Raw genomic sequence first — 17,365 nt, forward strand, 5'->3', positions numbered from 1 at the left:
TTCTCGGGAATAATTCAATGAGCGACCGTCAATCCAAATATCTCCCCCCTCATATCGGCAGGCATGTCGATGACGTAACCGGCAGCCGCCGTTTGCGCCGTATGCGCAAGGCCGACTGGTCGCGCAGGCTGGTGCAGGAAACGCAGCTCACGGTGGACGATCTGATTCTGCCATTCTTCCTCACCTATGGAAACGGCGTTTCCGAACCTGTGGAAGCCATGCCGGGTGTGGAGCGCTATTCGGTTGATATGGCGGTGCGCATGGCAGAGAAAGCCGCTAAGCTTGGCATTCCAGCCATTGCCCCCTTCCCGCGCGAAAAGGCCGAAGTGAAGACGGATGACGGCGCCTTTGTCGCCAGCCCCGACAATCTGATCAATCGTGCAGTGCGGGCAATCAAGAAGGAAGTGCCGGAAATCGGCATCATTACCGACGCCGCGCTCGATCCGTTCACCACACATGGCCATGACGGCATTTTGCGCGATGGCGAAATCGTCAACGACGAATCCGTCGCGATGGTTGTTCGCGGCGCGCTTTCGCAGGCCGAGGCCGGTGCCGACGTCATCGCCCCGTCCGATATGATGGATGGCCGTATCGGCGCGATACGTCAGGCGCTGGACGAGAACGGCTTTCACCATATTCCGATTATGTCCTATGCGACGAAATTCGCCTCGGCTTTCTACGGCCCTTATCGCGAGGCCATCGGCACGCAGGGCCTGCTGAAAGGCGACAAGAAGACCTATTATATCGACCCGGCCAATCCGGAAGAAGCCGTGCGCGAAGCCGAACAGGATATTGCCGAAGGCGCGGACATGCTGATGGTCAAGCCCGGCCTGCCCTATCTCGACATCATCCATCGCCTGAAAAGCGAATTCCGCCTGCCGACCTATGCCTATCAGGTGTCGGGCGAATATGCGATGATCAAGGCCGCCGGTATCAATGGCTGGATCGACGAGGAAAAAGTGATGATGGAAAGCCTGCTGGCTTTCAAGCGCGCCGGTTGTGACGGTGTCCTCACCTATTTCGCGATCGAGGTCGCGGAAAAGCTGAAACAGCAAAGCTAATAATAGCAGGGTGTCAGTGCTTTCTCTGACACCTTCCTTGAAACGGCCTATTGCATTTACCATGTTGATTGCTGTTCCGCCCGGAAGGCGGAGCGACGCCGGACATGGTTTTTACTCCATGAGTTTTATTCCGGTTGTCTTGTTTAACGACTGGAAGGAAAAATGTCCGACCATATCCTGCACGGCGAGATTATGGCTCCGCGTTACGACAGCCGCGCCTTTTTCGAAGGTGTGCGTACGCGCCGTATCATGGCTTTCCTCATCGACTATCTCATCGTCTTTCTGCTGTGCATTCCGGCTGCAATCGTGATCGCCCTGTTTGGCGTGCTCACACTCGGCATCGGCTGGATGCTCTATGGCATCATGTTCCCTATCGTCGCACTGATCTATGTGTCCCGCACCATGGGTGGCCCGCAGCAGGCGACCAAGGGCATGCAGATGATGAATCTCAAGCTGGTTCGGCTTGAAGGCGGCACGGTGGACCCGATGCTCGCCATCGTTCACTCGGTGCTGTTCTGGGGCCTCAATGTCGTGCTGACGCCGCTGATCCTGCTGGCTACGCTGGTTCTCGACCGCAAGCGCACGGTACACGATCTTTTGCTCGGCACAGCGGTCATCCGCTCGGATCGTTAAGATCGGGGCCTATCAGGCTTAAGTTCAAAAAAATTCAGAGTCGGCTGCGCAAAATGCCACTTGACGTTTTGCGCCGTCGGTTCGATCCTTGTCCAATATCGTGATGGTTTCGGTATTGCCATTTCGTGGATATTGAATGACCCATCAACCGCAACAGTCTCCGCAGTTTTTCTTGACGGCACCCTCGCCCTGTCCGTATCTCGACGGTCAGATGGAGCGCAAAGTGTTTACGCATCTCGTGGGCGACAAGGCCAACGAGATCAACGATCTCCTGACCCAAGGCGGGTTTCGCCGATCCCAGAACATCGCCTACCGCCCGGCCTGCGAGCTTTGTCGCGCCTGCGTTTCCGTGCGCATTCTGGCGGGAGAGTTCGAGATGACGCGCAATATGCGCCGCGTCTGGAGCCAGAATCGCGATCTGGTCGGTCGCGTCCACAAGGCGCAACCCAGCACCGAGCAATATGCGCTGTTTCGCGATTATCTCGACGCGCGCCACCGTTCAGGCGGCATGTCGGACATGACCGTGCTTGATTATGCGATGATGGTTGAAGATACCCATGTCAACACGCAGATCATCGAGTATCGCCGTCGCGGCCCCGACAGTTTTATCGACCCGAAAGGCGATGGCGAGCTGATCGCCGTGGCACTGACCGATGTGATGGCCGACGGCCTTTCCATGGTCTATTCGTTCTTCTCACCGCATATGCATGACCGCTCGCTCGGCACCTATATGATTCTCGATCATATAGAGCGGGCGCGAGCGGCAGGCCTGCCGCATGTCTATCTCGGCTATTGGGTCGAGGGCTCGCGCAAGATGCAGTACAAAATTCGCTTCACACCGCAGGAACATCTCGGCCCTCGCGGTTGGCAGCGGTTTGAGGGGTAACGTCGCGTTTTCTGATCTTGTCGAAGGATCGAAGCGCTGAGGGAAAACGCACAACGTATACCCCTATCCCCTCACCCTTCGAGACGGTTCCCTTCGCTTCGCTCAGGGCACCTCCTCAGGATGAGGGGTGGTGCTATACCTGTCAGAACTTACCCGAACGTGGAAACCCCTTCGGAACAACGCGGCCGGCGGAAGCGCGTGCACCGATCCATTCGATGAGTTCTTCCTTGCTGCGCGTAAAGGTGCGTTCTGCCGAATCCTGCCATGACAGCCCTTCGGCAATTGCAAAAGTGCGGATATCGGACACGCCGCCATCCTTGTATTTTTGCAGGCGCACGCCCTTGCCGCGCGTCATTTCCGGGATTTCCGTCAGCGGGAACACGACCATCTTGCGGTTTTCGCCAACGACCGCAATGTGATCACCCGAAACACGCGTGCAAATTTTGGCCTCGTCCGGTGCCTTCACATTCATCACCTGCTTGCCCTTGCGGGTGTTGGCGACGGCTTCGTTTTCCGGAACGATGAAACCATTGCCTTCATGCGAAACGAGCAGCAGCTTTGCCGACGGATCGTGCACGAAGGCCGTCAGGATATCCTGATCGTTTTCCATATCGACCAGAATGCGGATCGGCTCGCCATGGCCGCGACCGCCCGGAAGCGTATTTGCACCGATGGTGAAGAACTTGCCGCCTGTCGTGAAGAACAGAAGCTTGTCGGTGGTTTCCGCGTGGAAAGCCAGTTTGAGCTTGTCGCCTTCCTTGAAGGAAAGCGTCGAGAAATCGGCCATATGGCCCTTCATCGCGCGCAGCCAGCCCTTTTCCGATACGACGATTGTGACAGGCTCGCGCTCGATCATGGCATTGTGGATGTCTTCAAGATCGTGGGTCGGGGCTTCCGCGAAATTCGTGCGGCGCTTGCCGAGCTTGGTAGCAGGGCCGAATTTCTCGCGCACCGCCTTGATTTCGGTGCTGATCTTCTTCCACTGGCGCGTGCCGGAAGCGAGCAGTCCTTCCAAATCGGTCTTCTCGACGGTCAGAGCGTCGAACTCTTTGCGGATCTCGAATTCTTCGAGCTTGCGCAACGAACGCAGGCGCATATTGAGGATGGACTCGGCCTGAACATCGGTCAGTTCGAAGGCCCGCATCAATTCCTGCTTCGGCTCGTCTTCCTCGCGGATGATGCGGATAACCTCATCCAGATTGAGATAGGCGATCAGAAAGCCGCCGAGGATTTCCAGACGCCGTTCAATCTCGGCCAGACGATATTGCGAGCGGCGAACCAGAACTTCCTTGCGGTGTTCCAACCATTCGCGCAGCACGCCGCCCAGCGAGAGAACATTCGGCACCTTGCCGTGCGACAGCACATTCATGTTGAGCGAAACGCGATTTTCGAGCTCGGTCAGCTTGAACAGCGATTCCATCAGCAGTTCAGGATCGACCGTGCGGTTCTTCGGCTCCAGAACGATGCGGATATCTTCCGCAGATTCATCGCGAATATCGTCGAGCAGCGGCAGCTTCTTGGCCAGCAGCAATTCGGCAATCTTCTCGATCAGGCGCGACTTCTGTACCTGATAGGGAATTTCGGTGACAACGATCACCCAGGTGCCGCGATTGCCCTCTTCCTTTTCCCAGCGCGCGCGAACGCGAAACGCGCCGCGACCGGTGCGATAGGCTTCGACAATATTGCCGTGTTCTTCAACCAGAACACCGCCCGTCGGGAAATCCGGCCCGCGCACCTTGGCTTTCAAAAGTGCAGACGGATCCGTTTTCGCTTCCTGCTCGATTTCCGCATATTGCTCCGGCGAGGTGATGAGTTCTTCCACGCCTGCATCGGGATGGTTGATCAGATAAAGCGCCGAGGAGCACAGCTCCGCCACATTATGCGGCGGAATATTCGTGGCCATGCCAACCGCGATACCCGCCGAGCCATTGGCCAGCAGGTTTGGGAATGCGCCCGGCAGAACGATGGGCTCCTCGTCTTCCTCATTATAGGTCGGACGGAAATCGATGGCGTCCTCGGTGATGCCTTCGAGCAGCAGCGTCGCCACTTCGGTCATGCGCGCTTCGGTGTAACGCATGGCGGCGGCATTATCGCCGTCGATATTGCCGAAATTGCCCTGCCCGTCGACCAGCGGATAACGCACCGCGAAATCCTGCGCCAGTCGCACCAGCGCATCGTAAATCGACGCGTCGCCATGCGGATGGAACTTACCCATCACATCGCCCACGATACGCGCGCATTTCGCATAGGCCTGATCGGGATTGAGACGCAGCAGGCGCATGGCATGCATAATGCGGCGATGCACCGGCTTGAGACCGTCGCGCACGTCCGGCAGCGCACGATGCATGATCGTGGACAGCGCATAAGCGAGGTAACGTTCCTCGAGGGCCGATTTAAGATCGACCTTTTCGATGTGTTCTTCGCCGTCGCCCGGCGGAATCAGACTTTTTCCCATGCTTCTCAGTACCAAGTGCGCGATTCGTCAGCAAGCGTTCAGGAGAACTAAACCAGTACATTACAGTGCGGCTGCGCCAAATAGGACACGCAAAGCGCAAGGCTGCGCTTGAAATCCACTGCATAGTTGCACAAATCCAGATTGGAGTGTGCAACAGAGCGTCAGTCGCAAATCCGCCGCCATTTACACACTATAGAGCAACCGGAAACTAGTTTTCTCGTGCTGCAACCACAGGATTAGCAAATCTGGTTGTTAAATTAGAACATTTGCGCCTATGAATGCCGCACCCAAATCAAGAGATGAGCCAGGAGCTTCGAATGCAGGTTTTCGTCAACATCAAGCCAGCGGCGCGCATTTTTGCTGCAAGCACAGCGCTTTCGCTGATTTTCGGCAGCGCCGCCATGGCTGCGGATGCCAATGCCGTCGCCGAGCGCCTCAAGGCCCTCTACGAAAAGCAGGGCGGTGAACTGAGCTTTGCCAATGTAAAGGCCGACGGTTCGAATATCGTCCTCGAAGGCACCAAGGTCAAACTTGCCACGCTGTCTCCGAAAGACGTGGAAGTCGGCGATGTGACGCTTGAAGATGTTCAGGACGCACAGGATGGCGGATTCACCATCGGACAGGTTGTCGTTCCCGACCTCACGCTCGATAACACCGACGGCAAGAACGATCAGGCCTCCATCAAGGGCATGTCGATGCAGAACCTGCAGATTCCAGCCGAATCCGCCAAGGGTCCGCTCGACAGCATGGTTCTTTACGACAAGATGAAGATCGATGAACTCGCCTTCGGCAAGCCGGGCACGGATGGCGCCACGGTGAAGGGCATCGATGTCTCGCTCGACACGTCGAACAAGGCTGAAAAGATCGGCTACAGCGCCACTGTCGCCAGCATTGACGCCACCTTCGGCAAGGACGGCCAGAACCCGCTTGAGCCGCTGGGCATGAAGAGCCTTCAGGCCGCCGTCAACATGAAGGGCCAGTGGTCGCCGAAGTCGGGCGATGCCACGCTCGATCAGATGGAAGTTGATGCGCAGGACCTCGGCAAGATCAACATTACCGGCAGCCTTGGCGGTTACGATCTGGCCTTTGTCGAAGCCGTGCAGAAGACGCAGGAAGCAATGACCAAGTCGGACGCCGACAAGGACGCCGCCGGTCTTGCCATTCTCGGCCTCGCAGAACAGCTGAACCTCAAGAACCTGACGATCCGCTTTGACGATGCATCGCTGACCGAAAAGCTGCTGACCTATTATGCCAAGCAGCAGGGTTCGGACGCCAAGGCGCTTGGCGAACAGCTGAAGATGATGGTTCCGCTGATGGCCACGCAGCTGAAAAACCCGGATTTCGCCCAGCAGCTGAAAGCGGCATCGGACAAGTATTTCTCCGATCCGAAGTCTCTGACGCTGAGCGCCTCGCCTGACCAGCCGGTCACCTTCGCATCGATCGTTGCAACCGCCTCGCTCGATCCAACGAAGATCATCCAGCTGTTGAAGGTCGGCATCGACGCCAACAACTAAAATCGAAGAAGCCCGGTGAATGCACCGGGCTTTTTTCCGAGATTTGATCCAAAATAAAAAACCCGGCTCAAAGGCCGGGTTTTTTGTTCTCTGAAAAAAAGCTTAGCTCTTCTGAGTCTGGGGAGCCAAACGGATATGAAGATCGCGCAGCTGGGCTGGCGTCACTTCCGAAGGCGCGTTCATCAGAAGATCGAGCGCCTGCTGGTTCATCGGGAACAGCGAGATTTCACGCAGGTTCTTTGCACCGACCAGCAGCATGATGACGCGGTCGATACCGGCAGCCATGCCGCCATGCGGAGGCGCGCCGTACTGGAACGCACGGTAGAGACCGCCGAAACGATCTTCCACATCCTGCTGGCTGAGGCCGACCTTTTCGAAGGCCTTGACCATGACGTCCGGCAGCTGGTTACGGATCGAGCCCGAGGCGATTTCAAAGCCGTTGCAGACGAGATCGTACTGATAGGCCTTGATGGCGAGCGGGTCCTGATTTTCCAGCGCATCCAGACCGCCCTGCGGCATGGAGAACGGGTTGTGCGCGAAGTCGAGCTTCTTGTTGTCTTCGTCCCATTCGTAGAACGGGAAGTCGATGATCCAGGCCAGTTCGAAACGGTCGCGATCCACGAGGTTCAGTTCTTCGCCTGCACGGGTGCGCGCATCGCCAGCGAACTTGTAGAACTTCGACGGTTGGCCAGCCACGAAGAAGCAGGCGTCGCCATCGTCGAGGCCCATCTGCACACGGATTGCTTCGGTGCGTTCCTCGCCAATGTTCTTGGCGATCGGGCCAGCGCCTTCAAGCTTGTCGCCTTCCTTGCGCCAGAAGATATAGCCAAGACCCGGCTGGCCTTCGCTCTGGGCCCAGGAATTCATGCGGTCGCAGAATGCTCTGGAGCCGCCGGTCTTGGCCGGAATGGCCCAGACTTCGACCTTGGGATCATTGGCGATCATGTTCGCGAAGACCTTGAAACCGGAACCCGCGAAATGATCGGTCACAGCCCGCATTTCGATCGGGTTGCGCAGATCCGGCTTGTCGGAACCATAGGTGCGGATCGCGTCGTCATAGGCGATACGGCGGAATTTCTGCGTCACCGGCTTGCCTTCGGCAAATTCTTCGAAAATGCCGCGCATGACCGGTTCCATCGTTTCCCAGATTTCTTCCTGGGTCACGAAGCTCATTTCAAGGTCGAGCTGGTAGAATTCGCCCGGCAGGCGATCAGCGCGCGGGTCTTCGTCGCGGAAGCAAGGCGCAATCTGGAAGTAGCGGTCGAAACCGGCAACCATCAGAAGCTGCTTGTACTGCTGCGGTGCCTGCGGCAGCGCATAGAACTTGCCTTCGTGAATACGACTTGGCACGAGGAAGTCGCGTGCGCCTTCCGGCGACGAGGCCGTCAGGATCGGCGTGGTGAACTCGTTGAAGCCGATTTCGGTCATGCGGCGACGCATCGCGGCAATGATCTTGGTGCGGCTCATGATGTTCTTGTGCAGCGTTTCGCGGCGCAGATCGAGGAAGCGATACTTCAGGCGGATATCTTCCGGATAATCCGGCTCGCCGAAGACAGGCAGCGGCAGTTCCTTGGCTGCGGCCAGAACTTCGATCTCGGTCGCGAAGATTTCAACTTCGCCGGTCGGCAGGTTCGCATTGACCGCATCACCTGCGCGGGCCTTCACTTCACCATCGACGCGGATGACCCACTCGCCGCGAACTGTTTCGGCAACCTTGAAAGCGGGCGAATCGGGATCGGCCACAATCTGGGTAATGCCGTAGTGATCGCGAAGATCGATGAAGAGAATGCCGCCATGGTCACGGACGCGGTGAACCCAGCCGGACAGACGAACGTTCGAACCGACGTCCGTCTTACGGAGGGCTGCGCAGGTATGGCTGCGGTAACGGTGCATGATTTCTGCCTTTTGGTAAGATAAGTCAGTGCAGGCAAAGCGCTGCAAATTCTGGCGGAAAAGCGCATTTTGACCGGGTTTTGTCAAGTCTGCACTCTCTACAAGTGGCGCGGTTCGGACCGCATGACGTAACGTATCGACAAAAAACACGATTTGCACTTGTTATGCTATCGCTTTTGCGCATTCTTTCGGGACAATCAATGTCGCTTTGTCTGAATGCAGCGCGCATTTCCAGACGCAAAACCGCTTCACACTTTTGCTGGAAATGCAGATCTTTATCTTTCGCATTATCCGGCGCAAAACCGCTTCGCACTTTTGCTGGAAATGCTCTAGAAGAAAACCATGCAACTCATTACGACCACAGAGGCCCTTGAAGAGGCCGTATCCGCCCTATCCAAGTCAGATTTCGTCACTGTCGACACGGAGTTCATCCGCGAAACGACGTTCTGGCCGGAATTGTGCCTTATCCAGATGGCTTCGCCGGATCACACCGCGCTGGTGGATGCGCTTGCGCCCGGTCTCGACCTTGCACCCTTCTTCCGCCTGATGGCCGACGAGAAAATCGTCAAGGTTTTCCATGCTGCGCGGCAGGATATCGAAATCGTGTTTCATCTTGGCGATCTCATCCCGTCTCCTGTCTTCGACAGTCAGGTCGCGGCGATGGTCTGCGGCTTCGGCGATGCGATTTCCTACGACCAACTCGTTCAGAAAGTCACCGGCAAGCATCTCGACAAGTCGTCACGCTTCACCGACTGGCGTCGGCGTCCGCTTTCGGACAAGCAACTCGACTATGCGCTGGCCGATGTCACCTATCTGCGCGATATCTATCTCTATCTGAAGGAAGAGCTTCAGAAAGAAGGCCGCAGCGAATGGGTGAACGAGGAAATGGCGGTTCTGACCGCCCGTGAGACCTATGATCTGCATCCGGACGACGCATGGCGGCGCGTGAAGGCCCGCGTGCGCAAGCCGATCGAACTAGCCATCATGCAATCCGTTGCTGCATGGCGCGAGCGGGAAGCGCGCGAACGCAACGTGCCGCGTGGCCGTATCATCAAGGACGACACGATTGCCGAAATCGCGCAGCAGCAGCCGCGTGATGCCGAAGCGCTTGGTCGTCTGCGTTCGATCCCGAAGGGTTGGGAACGCTCGGCACAGGCCGCCGGTCTGGTCGCCGCAATTCAGTCAGCGCTCGCTATCCCTAAAGAAGACCTGCCGAAGCTGCCGAAGCCGTCGCATTCGCCGGAAGGCAGCGCCGCCGCAGCCGATCTTCTGAAGGTTCTGCTGAAGCTGGTGACAGAAGAACACGGCGTTGCCGCCAAGATCGTCGCCAGCTCGGATGATATCGACAAGATTGCAGCCGAAGGCGATGAAGCGAAAGTGCAGGCCTTGCAAGGCTGGCGTCGCGAAGTGTTCGGTCAAAAGGCACTGGACCTGATCGACGGCAAGATCGGCATCAAGTTCGAGAACCGGCGTATTCGGGCGGTGGAATTAGGGGAGTAAGGGAATAAGGCAGTAGGGGAATAGGTGAAAAGGGCTGTATAAACATACTCCCCTATTCCCTTACTCCCTTATTCCCCTCCCTTGTCGCCAATCGCGAAATAGAGGTTCTTGCCCGTCAATTTGGCAAGCTGCTGCAGGCGACCTTCCGGGCGGTCCGAGACAAGATCGGCAAGATCGCCCGGCACGACCAGCGCAATGCCGTTTTCTTCCTCACGCCAATAGAGGCGCGGAATGACACCCGGCATCGATGCCGACAGAAGATAGACGACGCGTAGCAATGCACCGAGTAGCTTGGCCCTTTCGCGCAGGCGCGGTGTGGCAAGCTGCACGATTTCCGGCGCAATCTCGTCTTCGATCAGCCCTTCATGACGATAGTAATTGGCCAGCGCCATATAGGAACGGCCCGGATGGTCAATGCCGCCGAACGAGCCGTGAGCAATGATGTTCAGCGCCTGCGAACCGCGATAATCGGGATGCGCGCGCCAGCTTATATCCGCCACAAGACATGCGGCTTCGCGATAACGCGCCTCATCCTCGGTTTCATCAAAGCCGAGTTGCGGCAATGAAAGCGTCGTCCAGACGGCAAGTTCACGCGCATGGCGTGGCGAACGCGACCGCAGTATCGCCAGTTCTTCCGCAGAAGCCAGCAATGGGTCGAGTTTCTGCTCGTTCTTCGGCAACAGCGAATAGAGATATCCTTCGCGCACGCCCAATGCCGAGAAAACGATCTTAGATGGCTTCATGCGGCGGATGGTTTCCAGCATCACGGTCGCGCCGTAAGACAGAAGCTGGCGACGGTTCTTCGATACCGCCTCAATACCGCGCATCGTGTCGATATTGCCCTTGGCGACGCGCTTGAGAAAACTCTGCGCCTCAACCGGGTCCATCTCGTAACCATGCATGACCAGTAGTGGATAATGCTTCGCGGTCATATGCAGCTTGGCAAGGTTACGCCACGTGCCACCAACCGCATAGAAGACCTGCCCCTGATGCATTTCAAGCAGCGTCGCCTTTGCAAGCTCCGTGCGTGTGATCTTCGCGGCTTCCGTCAGCTTTTCGTCGGACATGTCCTGAAGGCGCAAGCCGCCGAGCGGCAGGGTGATGCCCTCGCCGATATCGTGATCGTTGACGGCCACCAGCTCAAGGCTGCCGCCACCGAGATCGCCCGCTACGCCCTGGGGCTTGTGGAAGCCGGAAATGATCCCCAGCGCCGAATAATAGGCTTCTTCCTTGCCGGACAGAACTTCAATGTGCCGTCCAAGAATGGCCTCGGCCTGCGCGATGAAATCAGGTCCGTTCTTCGCTTCGCGCGCGGCAGCTGTCGCCAGCGCGTGCACGGAAACGGCGCCAGCCTGTTCGGCCAGCGCACGGAAGCGCCGCAAGGCGCGCAGCGCAATATCGACGGACTTGTCGTTGAGCCGACCTGTCTTGGCGAGTCCCTTGCCGAGACCGCAAAGGAGTTTTTCGTTGAAAAGCACCGTCGGTGAACGGACGATACCTTCGTAAATGACGAGACGGATCGAATTCGAGCCGATGTCAATGACCCCGATGGGCTTGAGACCCTTCAGACGGCCTTGTGCTATAGCTGGGCTCATGCAGTCGTTTTTCTTTCCGCCTGCGCACGCTTGCGATGTGCGATGAGGCGGGGGGCCGAAGACTTCAGCGACTTTCCGCGACCCGAAAGGCTAGGATTGGTCATGAAATATTCCTGCGCGTTGAAAGCTTCCTCTCCTTCTTCTTTTTCTATCCGGCGAGAGGTGCCATCCGCAAGTAGCTGATAGCTCTGTTGGTTATCAATTATGTTGGCAAACATGATTTGTGATAAAATTTGTTGATGAACTGTTGCGTTGGTGATGGGTACTAAAGTCTCCACACGGCGGTCGAGATTGCGCGGCATCATATCGGCGGAACCAATATAGACAATCGCCTTGTCGGACGGCAGATCATGCCCGTTTCCAAAGCAGAAAACGCGGCTATGCTCGAGAAAACGCCCCACAATCGACTTGGCGCGGATATTGTCCGATAAGCCCGGAACACCCGGCCGCAGGCAGCAAATGCCGCGCACCACCAGATCGATATGAACGCCCGCCTGACTTGCCTTATAAAGCGCATCAATAATCTGTGGATCGACCAGCGAATTCATCTTCATCCAGATCGCCGCCGGTCGCCCGGCCTTCGCATGCGCCACTTCATCCTCGATGTGCTTGATGATGCGCGCGCGCAAGGTGAAGGGCGAAATGGCGATTTTCATTTCCTCGGCGGGCTGGGCATAGCCGGTGATGAAATTGAAGATATGCGCCACATCGCGGGCGATATCCGCATCCGAAGTGAAGAAGGATAGATCCGTATAAATGCGCGCGGTGATCGGGTGATAATTGCCGGTGCCCAGATGCACATAGGAGCGCAGCTTCTGGTCCTCGCGCCGTACGACAAGCGACATTTTTGCGTGCGTCTTCAATTCGATGAAGCCGAACACCACCTGCACGCCCGCGCGTTCAAGATCGCGCGCCCAGCGAATATTGGCTTCTTCATCGAAGCGCGCCTTCAGCTCGACCAGCGCCGTCACCGACTTTCCCGCTTCCGCCGCATCGACCAGCGCACGCACAATCGGGCTGTCGTTGGAGGTGCGGTAGAGCGTCTGCTTGATGGCCAGCACATCCGGGTCCGCCGCCGCCTGACGCAGGAACTGCACCACAACGTCGAAGGATTCATAAGGGTGGTGAACCACGATATCCTTTTCGCGAATCGCGGCAAAGCAATCGCCGCCATGTTCGCGGATACGTTCCGGGAAACGCGGATTGTAGGACACGAATTTCAGGTCATCGCGCGGGATCGAGACGATTTCCGAGATCATGTTGAGCGCCAGAAGTCCTTCATGCACGCTGACACGATTTTCGGAGACGCCAAGTTCGGTCGCCACAAAGACGCGCAGGGCTTCCGGCATTTCGCCATCGAATTCGATACGGATCACCTGACCGCGACGGCGGCGCTTCAGCGCCGTTTCGAAGAGACGCACGAGGTCTTCGGCTTCTTCTTCAACTTCAATATCGCTGTCACGAATGATGCGGAATGTGCCTGCTCCGCGCACCTCATAACCAGGGAACAGCCGCCCGATAAACAGGCTCACCGCATCTTCAATGGTGATGACACGATAGACGTTTTGTTGGTCTGTCGGCAGCTGGATGAAACGCTTCAGAGCCACCGGAATGCGCAAAAGCGCGGTCATCGGGTGATTGTCGGCGCGACGCGCCAGCTGCAAGGCAATTGAGAAGCCCAGATTCGGAATGAACGGGAAAGGATGAGCCGGATCGATGGAGAGCGGCGTCAAAACCGGGAAGATCGTTTCAAGAAAATGGCTTTCCAGCCATTCCTTTTCCGAATCCGACAAGCCCGACGGGCGAACGATGTCGATATTTTCCTGCACCAGTTCATCACGCAAAATGCGGAAACGTCCCTGCTGCTCGGCCTGCAAACGGCTCACTTCATCCAGAACGAAATCGAGCTGCTCCTGTGGCGTACGACCATCGGCACTGCGCAGCGCCACACCGGCCCGCACCTGTCCGGCAAGACCGGCAATGCGCACCATGAAAAATTCATCGAGATTGGTGGCCGAAATAGACAGAAAACGCAGGCGTTCCAGTAAGGGCTGGCGCATATTGGCCGCCTCGTCCAGAACGCGACGATTGAACTGGAGCCAGGAAAACTCACGATTAACGAAGCGATCCGCGCTGTTCATCAGCTCCGCGATTTTATCTTCATTCAAAGCTTTGTGAGCATCGGGAGCGTTTTGCATGTCCGAACCGATATCGGAGGTGCGGGCTGGTTCAGCTGTCATCTCATGAGCCCCGTTCTGGGTTTCTCTTGCCAACGCACTGTTTTCGTTCATTTTTCCTAATCCGGCATCTGCCGGAACGAACCGGCGCATCGCAAAGTCTATGGCTGTCACATGACAGTTTGATAGCAAATCACTTAAATATCCCTAGAATTGATGAAAACGCTTCCGGAAACAAGCGTTTCGCGGTAAACGCAAGCAGAGTTTTGAGCGCGCTGGTCTGAGGCGTGCTATATACCGCGAACGACAGCCCGGAGCGTATTATGTCCGATCACATCATTCCTCATTTCCAGAACGACGCCGGCCATAATGCCATTGAAATCGGCGTAAAGGAATTCATGTGCGTCGGCGCAAACCCGCCTTTCGACCATCCGCATGTCTTCCTCGACATGGGCGATGAAAGCGAAGTGGTCTGCCCGTATTGCTCGACCCTTTATCGCTACAATGCCAAGCTGCATGCCGACGAAACCGTCCCGTCAGGCTGCACCTACGACGCCCCAGCCGACAAAGCGGCCTGATCGGCGTCTGTTAAAGCCCATCTCGTCACAGCATTGGGCAAGAAGACCGATATGGGCAAAGGCCACATATTGATAGCAGGAGCCGGTGTCGCGGGATTGAGCGCGGCGCAGGAACTTGCAGCACGGGGCTGGACCATCCGGCTCATCGAGAAAGCCTCAGCTCTTTCTGAAGTCGGTGCGGGCCTGCAGCTGGCCCCCAACGCCATGCGTCACCTCGAACGCCTCGGTATCGCCGACAGCTTGGCTTCCCACGCCGTAACACCTGAAAAGCTCTACCTCGTTGACGGGCGCAAGGCGCGTCCCCTGCTTGCCATGGAGCTGGGTGACAAGGCTTTTAAGCGCTGGCATCATGCCTATGTGGTCTGCCATCGTGCCGATTTGCAATCGGCCCTGTTGCAAGCCTGCGCGGAAAACCCGGCGATCCAGATCAGTCTCGGCAGCGAAATCCTCGACCATAGCGCTCGCGACAAGGGCATCGTGGCGACCGTCAAAAGCGAAAGCGGAACGGAGACCATCGAGGCCGATTATCTGATCGCCTGCGATGGAGTCTGGTCTGTCGAGCGCGCACTTGCCAGTTATGACAAGGCGCGGTTCAGCGGCCATATTGCGTGGCGCGCAACATTGGCAACCAATGCCCTGCCCGCCTCTTTCCTGAGCGCTCTTCCTGAACGCAAGGCCGTATCGGCCTGGCTCGGCCCGAGCATTCATTTCATCGCCTATCCCGTCAAAGCCGGGACATTCTTCAATTTCGTTGCCATAACGGCAGGTGAAAATGCGGGCGAAAACTGGTCCGGAACAGGCGACCGCACAAAGCTGCAAGCCGCCTATCGGGATTGGGCCAAGCCGGTTCGCGATGTTCTGGCAACTGCCGAAGATTGGACCTATTGGCCGCTTTTCGAAATGTCGGAACCGCAGTTTCTGGGGCCGAACCGCACCATATTTCTGGGCGATGCGTCCCATGCCGTCACGCCATTTGCCGCGCAAGGTGCGGCGATGGCGATTGAAGATGCTGCCGCACTTGCCGAAGCGCTTGATGCCGCCGATCAATCGGTGGGACTGCGTCGCTTCGAAACCGTCCGCAAGGAACGGATCGCGGCGGTCGCCAAACGCGGCCAGCTTAACCGCTTTGCCTATCACGCCACCGGACCGATGGCGCTTGGCCGCAACATGCTGTTTGCCTTGCGCCGCCCGGATACTTTTCTGAAGGATCTGGACTGGCTCTACGGCTATGATGCGGTTGCGGCCATACGTGGATAGTCGGTTAAAACTCAGGCAGCGTCGCGCGCCGCTTCCAGTGTCGCAACATCGATCTTGACCATCTTCATCATGGCGTCCGCTACGCGCTGACGGACATCGGGCGCACCGTTTTCGAGAATATCGAGCAACATATCGGGCACGATCTGCCATGCGAAGCCGTATTTGTCGGTCAGCCAACTGCATTCCATCGGCGAACCGCCTTCCAGAAGTTTTTCCCAGAAGGCATCCACCTCTGCCTGATCCTTGCAGCGAACGATCAACGAAGCCGCTGGCGTAAACTTGAACGACGGACCGCCGTTGAGGCCGCATATTTTTTGCCCGTCGAGCGTGAAGTTCGCAGTGACTGCCTGTTCTTCGTTCTGCTGATGGCCATGCTTGAAGCGGATGAAGCCATCAATCGAAGCCGGTCGCCCGCAGGCGCGAAAAATCGAAACGTAATGATTGGCGGCTTCCTCCGCCTGCCCATCGAACCACAGGCAAATGGTGAGACCAGACATGGTCAATTCCTCCCTGTCTATCCGGTTTGATGTCAGCCCATGACCTTGGCTGCTTCTTCCATATCCATCCACATCAGCTCCCAGATATGGCCGTCCGGGTCCTCGAAGCTGCGCCCATACATGAAACCGTAATCCTGTTTGGCCGCTGGATCGGCACGACCGCCAGCCTTCGCGGCCTTTTCGACCGTATCATCCACCTCGGCCTTGCTGTCGGCGGAAAGGCAGACCAGTACTTCGCTGACCGCGGTGGCATCGGCAATTTTCTTCGGCGTGAACTGGCTGAACTTGTCATGATCAAGGATCATGGCGTGGATCGTATCGGAGAAAACCATGCAGGACGCGGTTTCGTCCGAGAACATCGGGTTCTTCTGCGCGCCAATGGCTTCATAAAAGCTGGTCGAGCGCGCAACGTCTTTCACAGGCAGATTCACGAAAATCATTTTCGGCATGTCATTTCCTCCATTGGCAGGGTGTGGCCCTGTCTCCATTGCTAACGTTAATCGTCGCTGGGCCAGACATTTTCTGCCTCTAACGGACATGTCTGGATTAAGTTTGCTTGAACATAATGACAGATAAGTTATATTAAGCAACTATGAAGTTAGGAAAAATAACTAAAAGCGAAAAACAAGCCGCCAAGCGCAGCTATGACGATGCGTGCGCCGCAGCGCATGGCCTTGATTTAATTGGAGAGCGCTGGGCGCTGCTGGTCATGCGAGAGCTGATGCTGGGCCCAAAGCGCTTCAGCGATTTGCGCGCCGATCTGCCGGGCGTCAGCGCCAATGTGCTGACCCAGAGGCTGGAAGGGCTGGAACTGGCGGGCATTCTCCACAAGACCAAATTGCCTCCCCCCGCCTCGGTGCAGGTCTATGAACTCACCGAATGGGGCTATGAAAGCGAGCCTATCCTGCAAGCACTCGGTCGTTGGGCCGCGCGTTCGCCAATGCACGATCCGAACCTGCCGATATCAACAGTGTCGTTCTTGCTATCCCTGCGCACTATGTTGGATAGCGAAAGCGCGCATGGGATGAATGCGACCATCCACCTGCAGCTGGATGGAGAAGATTTCACCGCCCACCTGCATGATGAGGCGCTGGATATCGCCCGTGGTAAGCCAGAACGATGCGATCTTTCGCTGCAAGGCGCACCGCGCATGGTCGCCGCAACGATCTATGGCGGGCAGCCATTATCAGCGCTTGAGGAGGCCGGTCTGCTGATCGTCGAAGGAGATCGCGCCTTGGCAGAAAAGCTTCGCACGCTGTTCCCCTTGCCCGACAAAGCACCCTCCCCGGAGTAAATATGCAACTTTTCGGTTGCTTATT

14 protein-coding genes are annotated in these 17,365 nt (G+C 57.0%); 8 read left to right on the top strand and 6 right to left on the bottom strand.

The window, feature by feature from the left end; all coding sequences use genetic code 11:
• Positions 1-17: 17 nt before the first annotated feature.
• The 3 genes from hemB to WIX40_RS10110 all read left to right on the top strand — a co-directional run bounded on the left by hemB (position 18) and on the right by WIX40_RS10110 (position 2,580).
• Entirely contained in the window at positions 18-1,061 is a 1,044-nt protein-coding gene (gene hemB, locus WIX40_RS10100; protein ID WP_109368724.1) for a porphobilinogen synthase, read from the top strand.
• Positions 1,062-1,223: 162 nt separating this feature from the next.
• A complete protein-coding gene (locus WIX40_RS10105) occupies positions 1,224-1,694 on the top strand; it encodes an RDD family protein (RefSeq protein WP_109368723.1) in 471 nt (156 codons plus the stop codon).
• A 136-nt stretch (positions 1,695-1,830) separates the two neighbouring features.
• Positions 1,831-2,580: an arginyltransferase gene (locus tag WIX40_RS10110; protein WP_109368722.1), complete on the top strand. Its 750-nt coding sequence runs from the start codon at positions 1,831-1,833 to the stop codon at positions 2,578-2,580.
• Between the two features lie 142 nt (positions 2,581-2,722).
• On the opposite strand, the gene parC is transcribed toward WIX40_RS10110, so the two are convergent.
• Entirely contained in the window at positions 2,723-5,035 is a 2,313-nt protein-coding gene (parC, locus tag WIX40_RS10115; RefSeq protein ID WP_109368721.1) for a DNA topoisomerase IV subunit A, read from the bottom strand.
• Between the two features lie 317 nt (positions 5,036-5,352).
• Here parC and WIX40_RS10120 point away from each other — a divergent pair, with 317 nt between their 5' ends.
• Positions 5,353-6,549, top strand: coding sequence for an aq_1923 C-terminal domain (locus tag WIX40_RS10120; RefSeq protein WP_109368720.1), 1,197 nt, complete (start codon positions 5,353-5,355; stop codon positions 6,547-6,549).
• 102 nt (positions 6,550-6,651) lie between these two features.
• On the opposite strand, the gene aspS is transcribed toward WIX40_RS10120, so the two are convergent.
• On the bottom strand, positions 6,652-8,442 hold the full coding sequence (gene aspS / locus WIX40_RS10125) for an aspartate--tRNA ligase (RefSeq protein ID WP_109368719.1): 1,791 nt from the start codon (positions 8,440-8,442) through the stop codon (positions 6,652-6,654).
• 342 nt (positions 8,443-8,784) lie between these two features.
• Between aspS and rnd the strand changes: the two genes are divergently transcribed.
• Positions 8,785-9,942, top strand: coding sequence for a ribonuclease D (rnd, locus tag WIX40_RS10130; RefSeq protein WP_109368718.1), 1,158 nt, complete (start codon positions 8,785-8,787; stop codon positions 9,940-9,942).
• A gap of 68 nt (positions 9,943-10,010) precedes the next feature.
• Here the strand turns inward: rnd and ppx are convergent, their stop codons facing one another.
• Positions 10,011-11,537 carry an exopolyphosphatase gene (gene ppx, locus WIX40_RS10135; RefSeq protein WP_109368717.1) on the bottom strand — a complete coding sequence of 509 codons (1,527 nt, stop codon included), beginning with the start codon at positions 11,535-11,537 and terminating at the stop codon, positions 10,011-10,013.
• On the bottom strand, positions 11,534-13,777 hold the full coding sequence (locus tag WIX40_RS10140) for an RNA degradosome polyphosphate kinase (RefSeq protein ID WP_371830902.1): 2,244 nt from the start codon (positions 13,775-13,777) through the stop codon (positions 11,534-11,536). The genes ppx and WIX40_RS10140 overlap by 4 nt, the downstream gene beginning before the upstream one ends.
• A gap of 260 nt (positions 13,778-14,037) precedes the next feature.
• Here WIX40_RS10140 and WIX40_RS10145 point away from each other — a divergent pair, with 260 nt between their 5' ends.
• Positions 14,038-14,292 (top strand): zinc-finger domain-containing protein, encoded by a 255-nt coding sequence (locus WIX40_RS10145; RefSeq protein WP_109368715.1) that lies wholly within the window; start codon positions 14,038-14,040, stop codon positions 14,290-14,292.
• A gap of 51 nt (positions 14,293-14,343) precedes the next feature.
• Positions 14,344-15,549 (top strand): FAD-binding protein, encoded by a 1,206-nt coding sequence (locus tag WIX40_RS10150; protein ID WP_339439839.1) that lies wholly within the window; start codon positions 14,344-14,346, stop codon positions 15,547-15,549.
• 11 nt (positions 15,550-15,560) lie between these two features.
• On the opposite strand, the gene WIX40_RS10155 is transcribed toward WIX40_RS10150, so the two are convergent.
• Together WIX40_RS10155 and WIX40_RS10160 are read right to left on the bottom strand one after the other, a co-directional pair.
• Complete coding sequence (locus WIX40_RS10155) at positions 15,561-16,046, bottom strand: VOC family protein (protein WP_109368713.1); 486 nt, start codon at positions 16,044-16,046, stop codon at positions 15,561-15,563.
• Positions 16,047-16,078: 32 nt separating this feature from the next.
• Complete coding sequence (locus tag WIX40_RS10160; protein WP_109368712.1) at positions 16,079-16,495, bottom strand: VOC family protein; 417 nt, start codon at positions 16,493-16,495, stop codon at positions 16,079-16,081.
• A 143-nt stretch (positions 16,496-16,638) separates the two neighbouring features.
• Between WIX40_RS10160 and WIX40_RS10165 the strand changes: the two genes are divergently transcribed.
• A complete protein-coding gene (locus tag WIX40_RS10165) occupies positions 16,639-17,340 on the top strand; it encodes a winged helix-turn-helix transcriptional regulator (RefSeq protein ID WP_121535698.1) in 702 nt (233 codons plus the stop codon).
• Positions 17,341-17,365 lie beyond the last annotated feature (25 nt).

Origin of the sequence: Ochrobactrum teleogrylli, assembly GCF_037482325.1 — a bacterium.
In the GTDB taxonomy this organism is placed as follows: Bacteria; Pseudomonadota; Alphaproteobacteria; order Rhizobiales; family Rhizobiaceae; genus Brucella; species Brucella teleogrylli.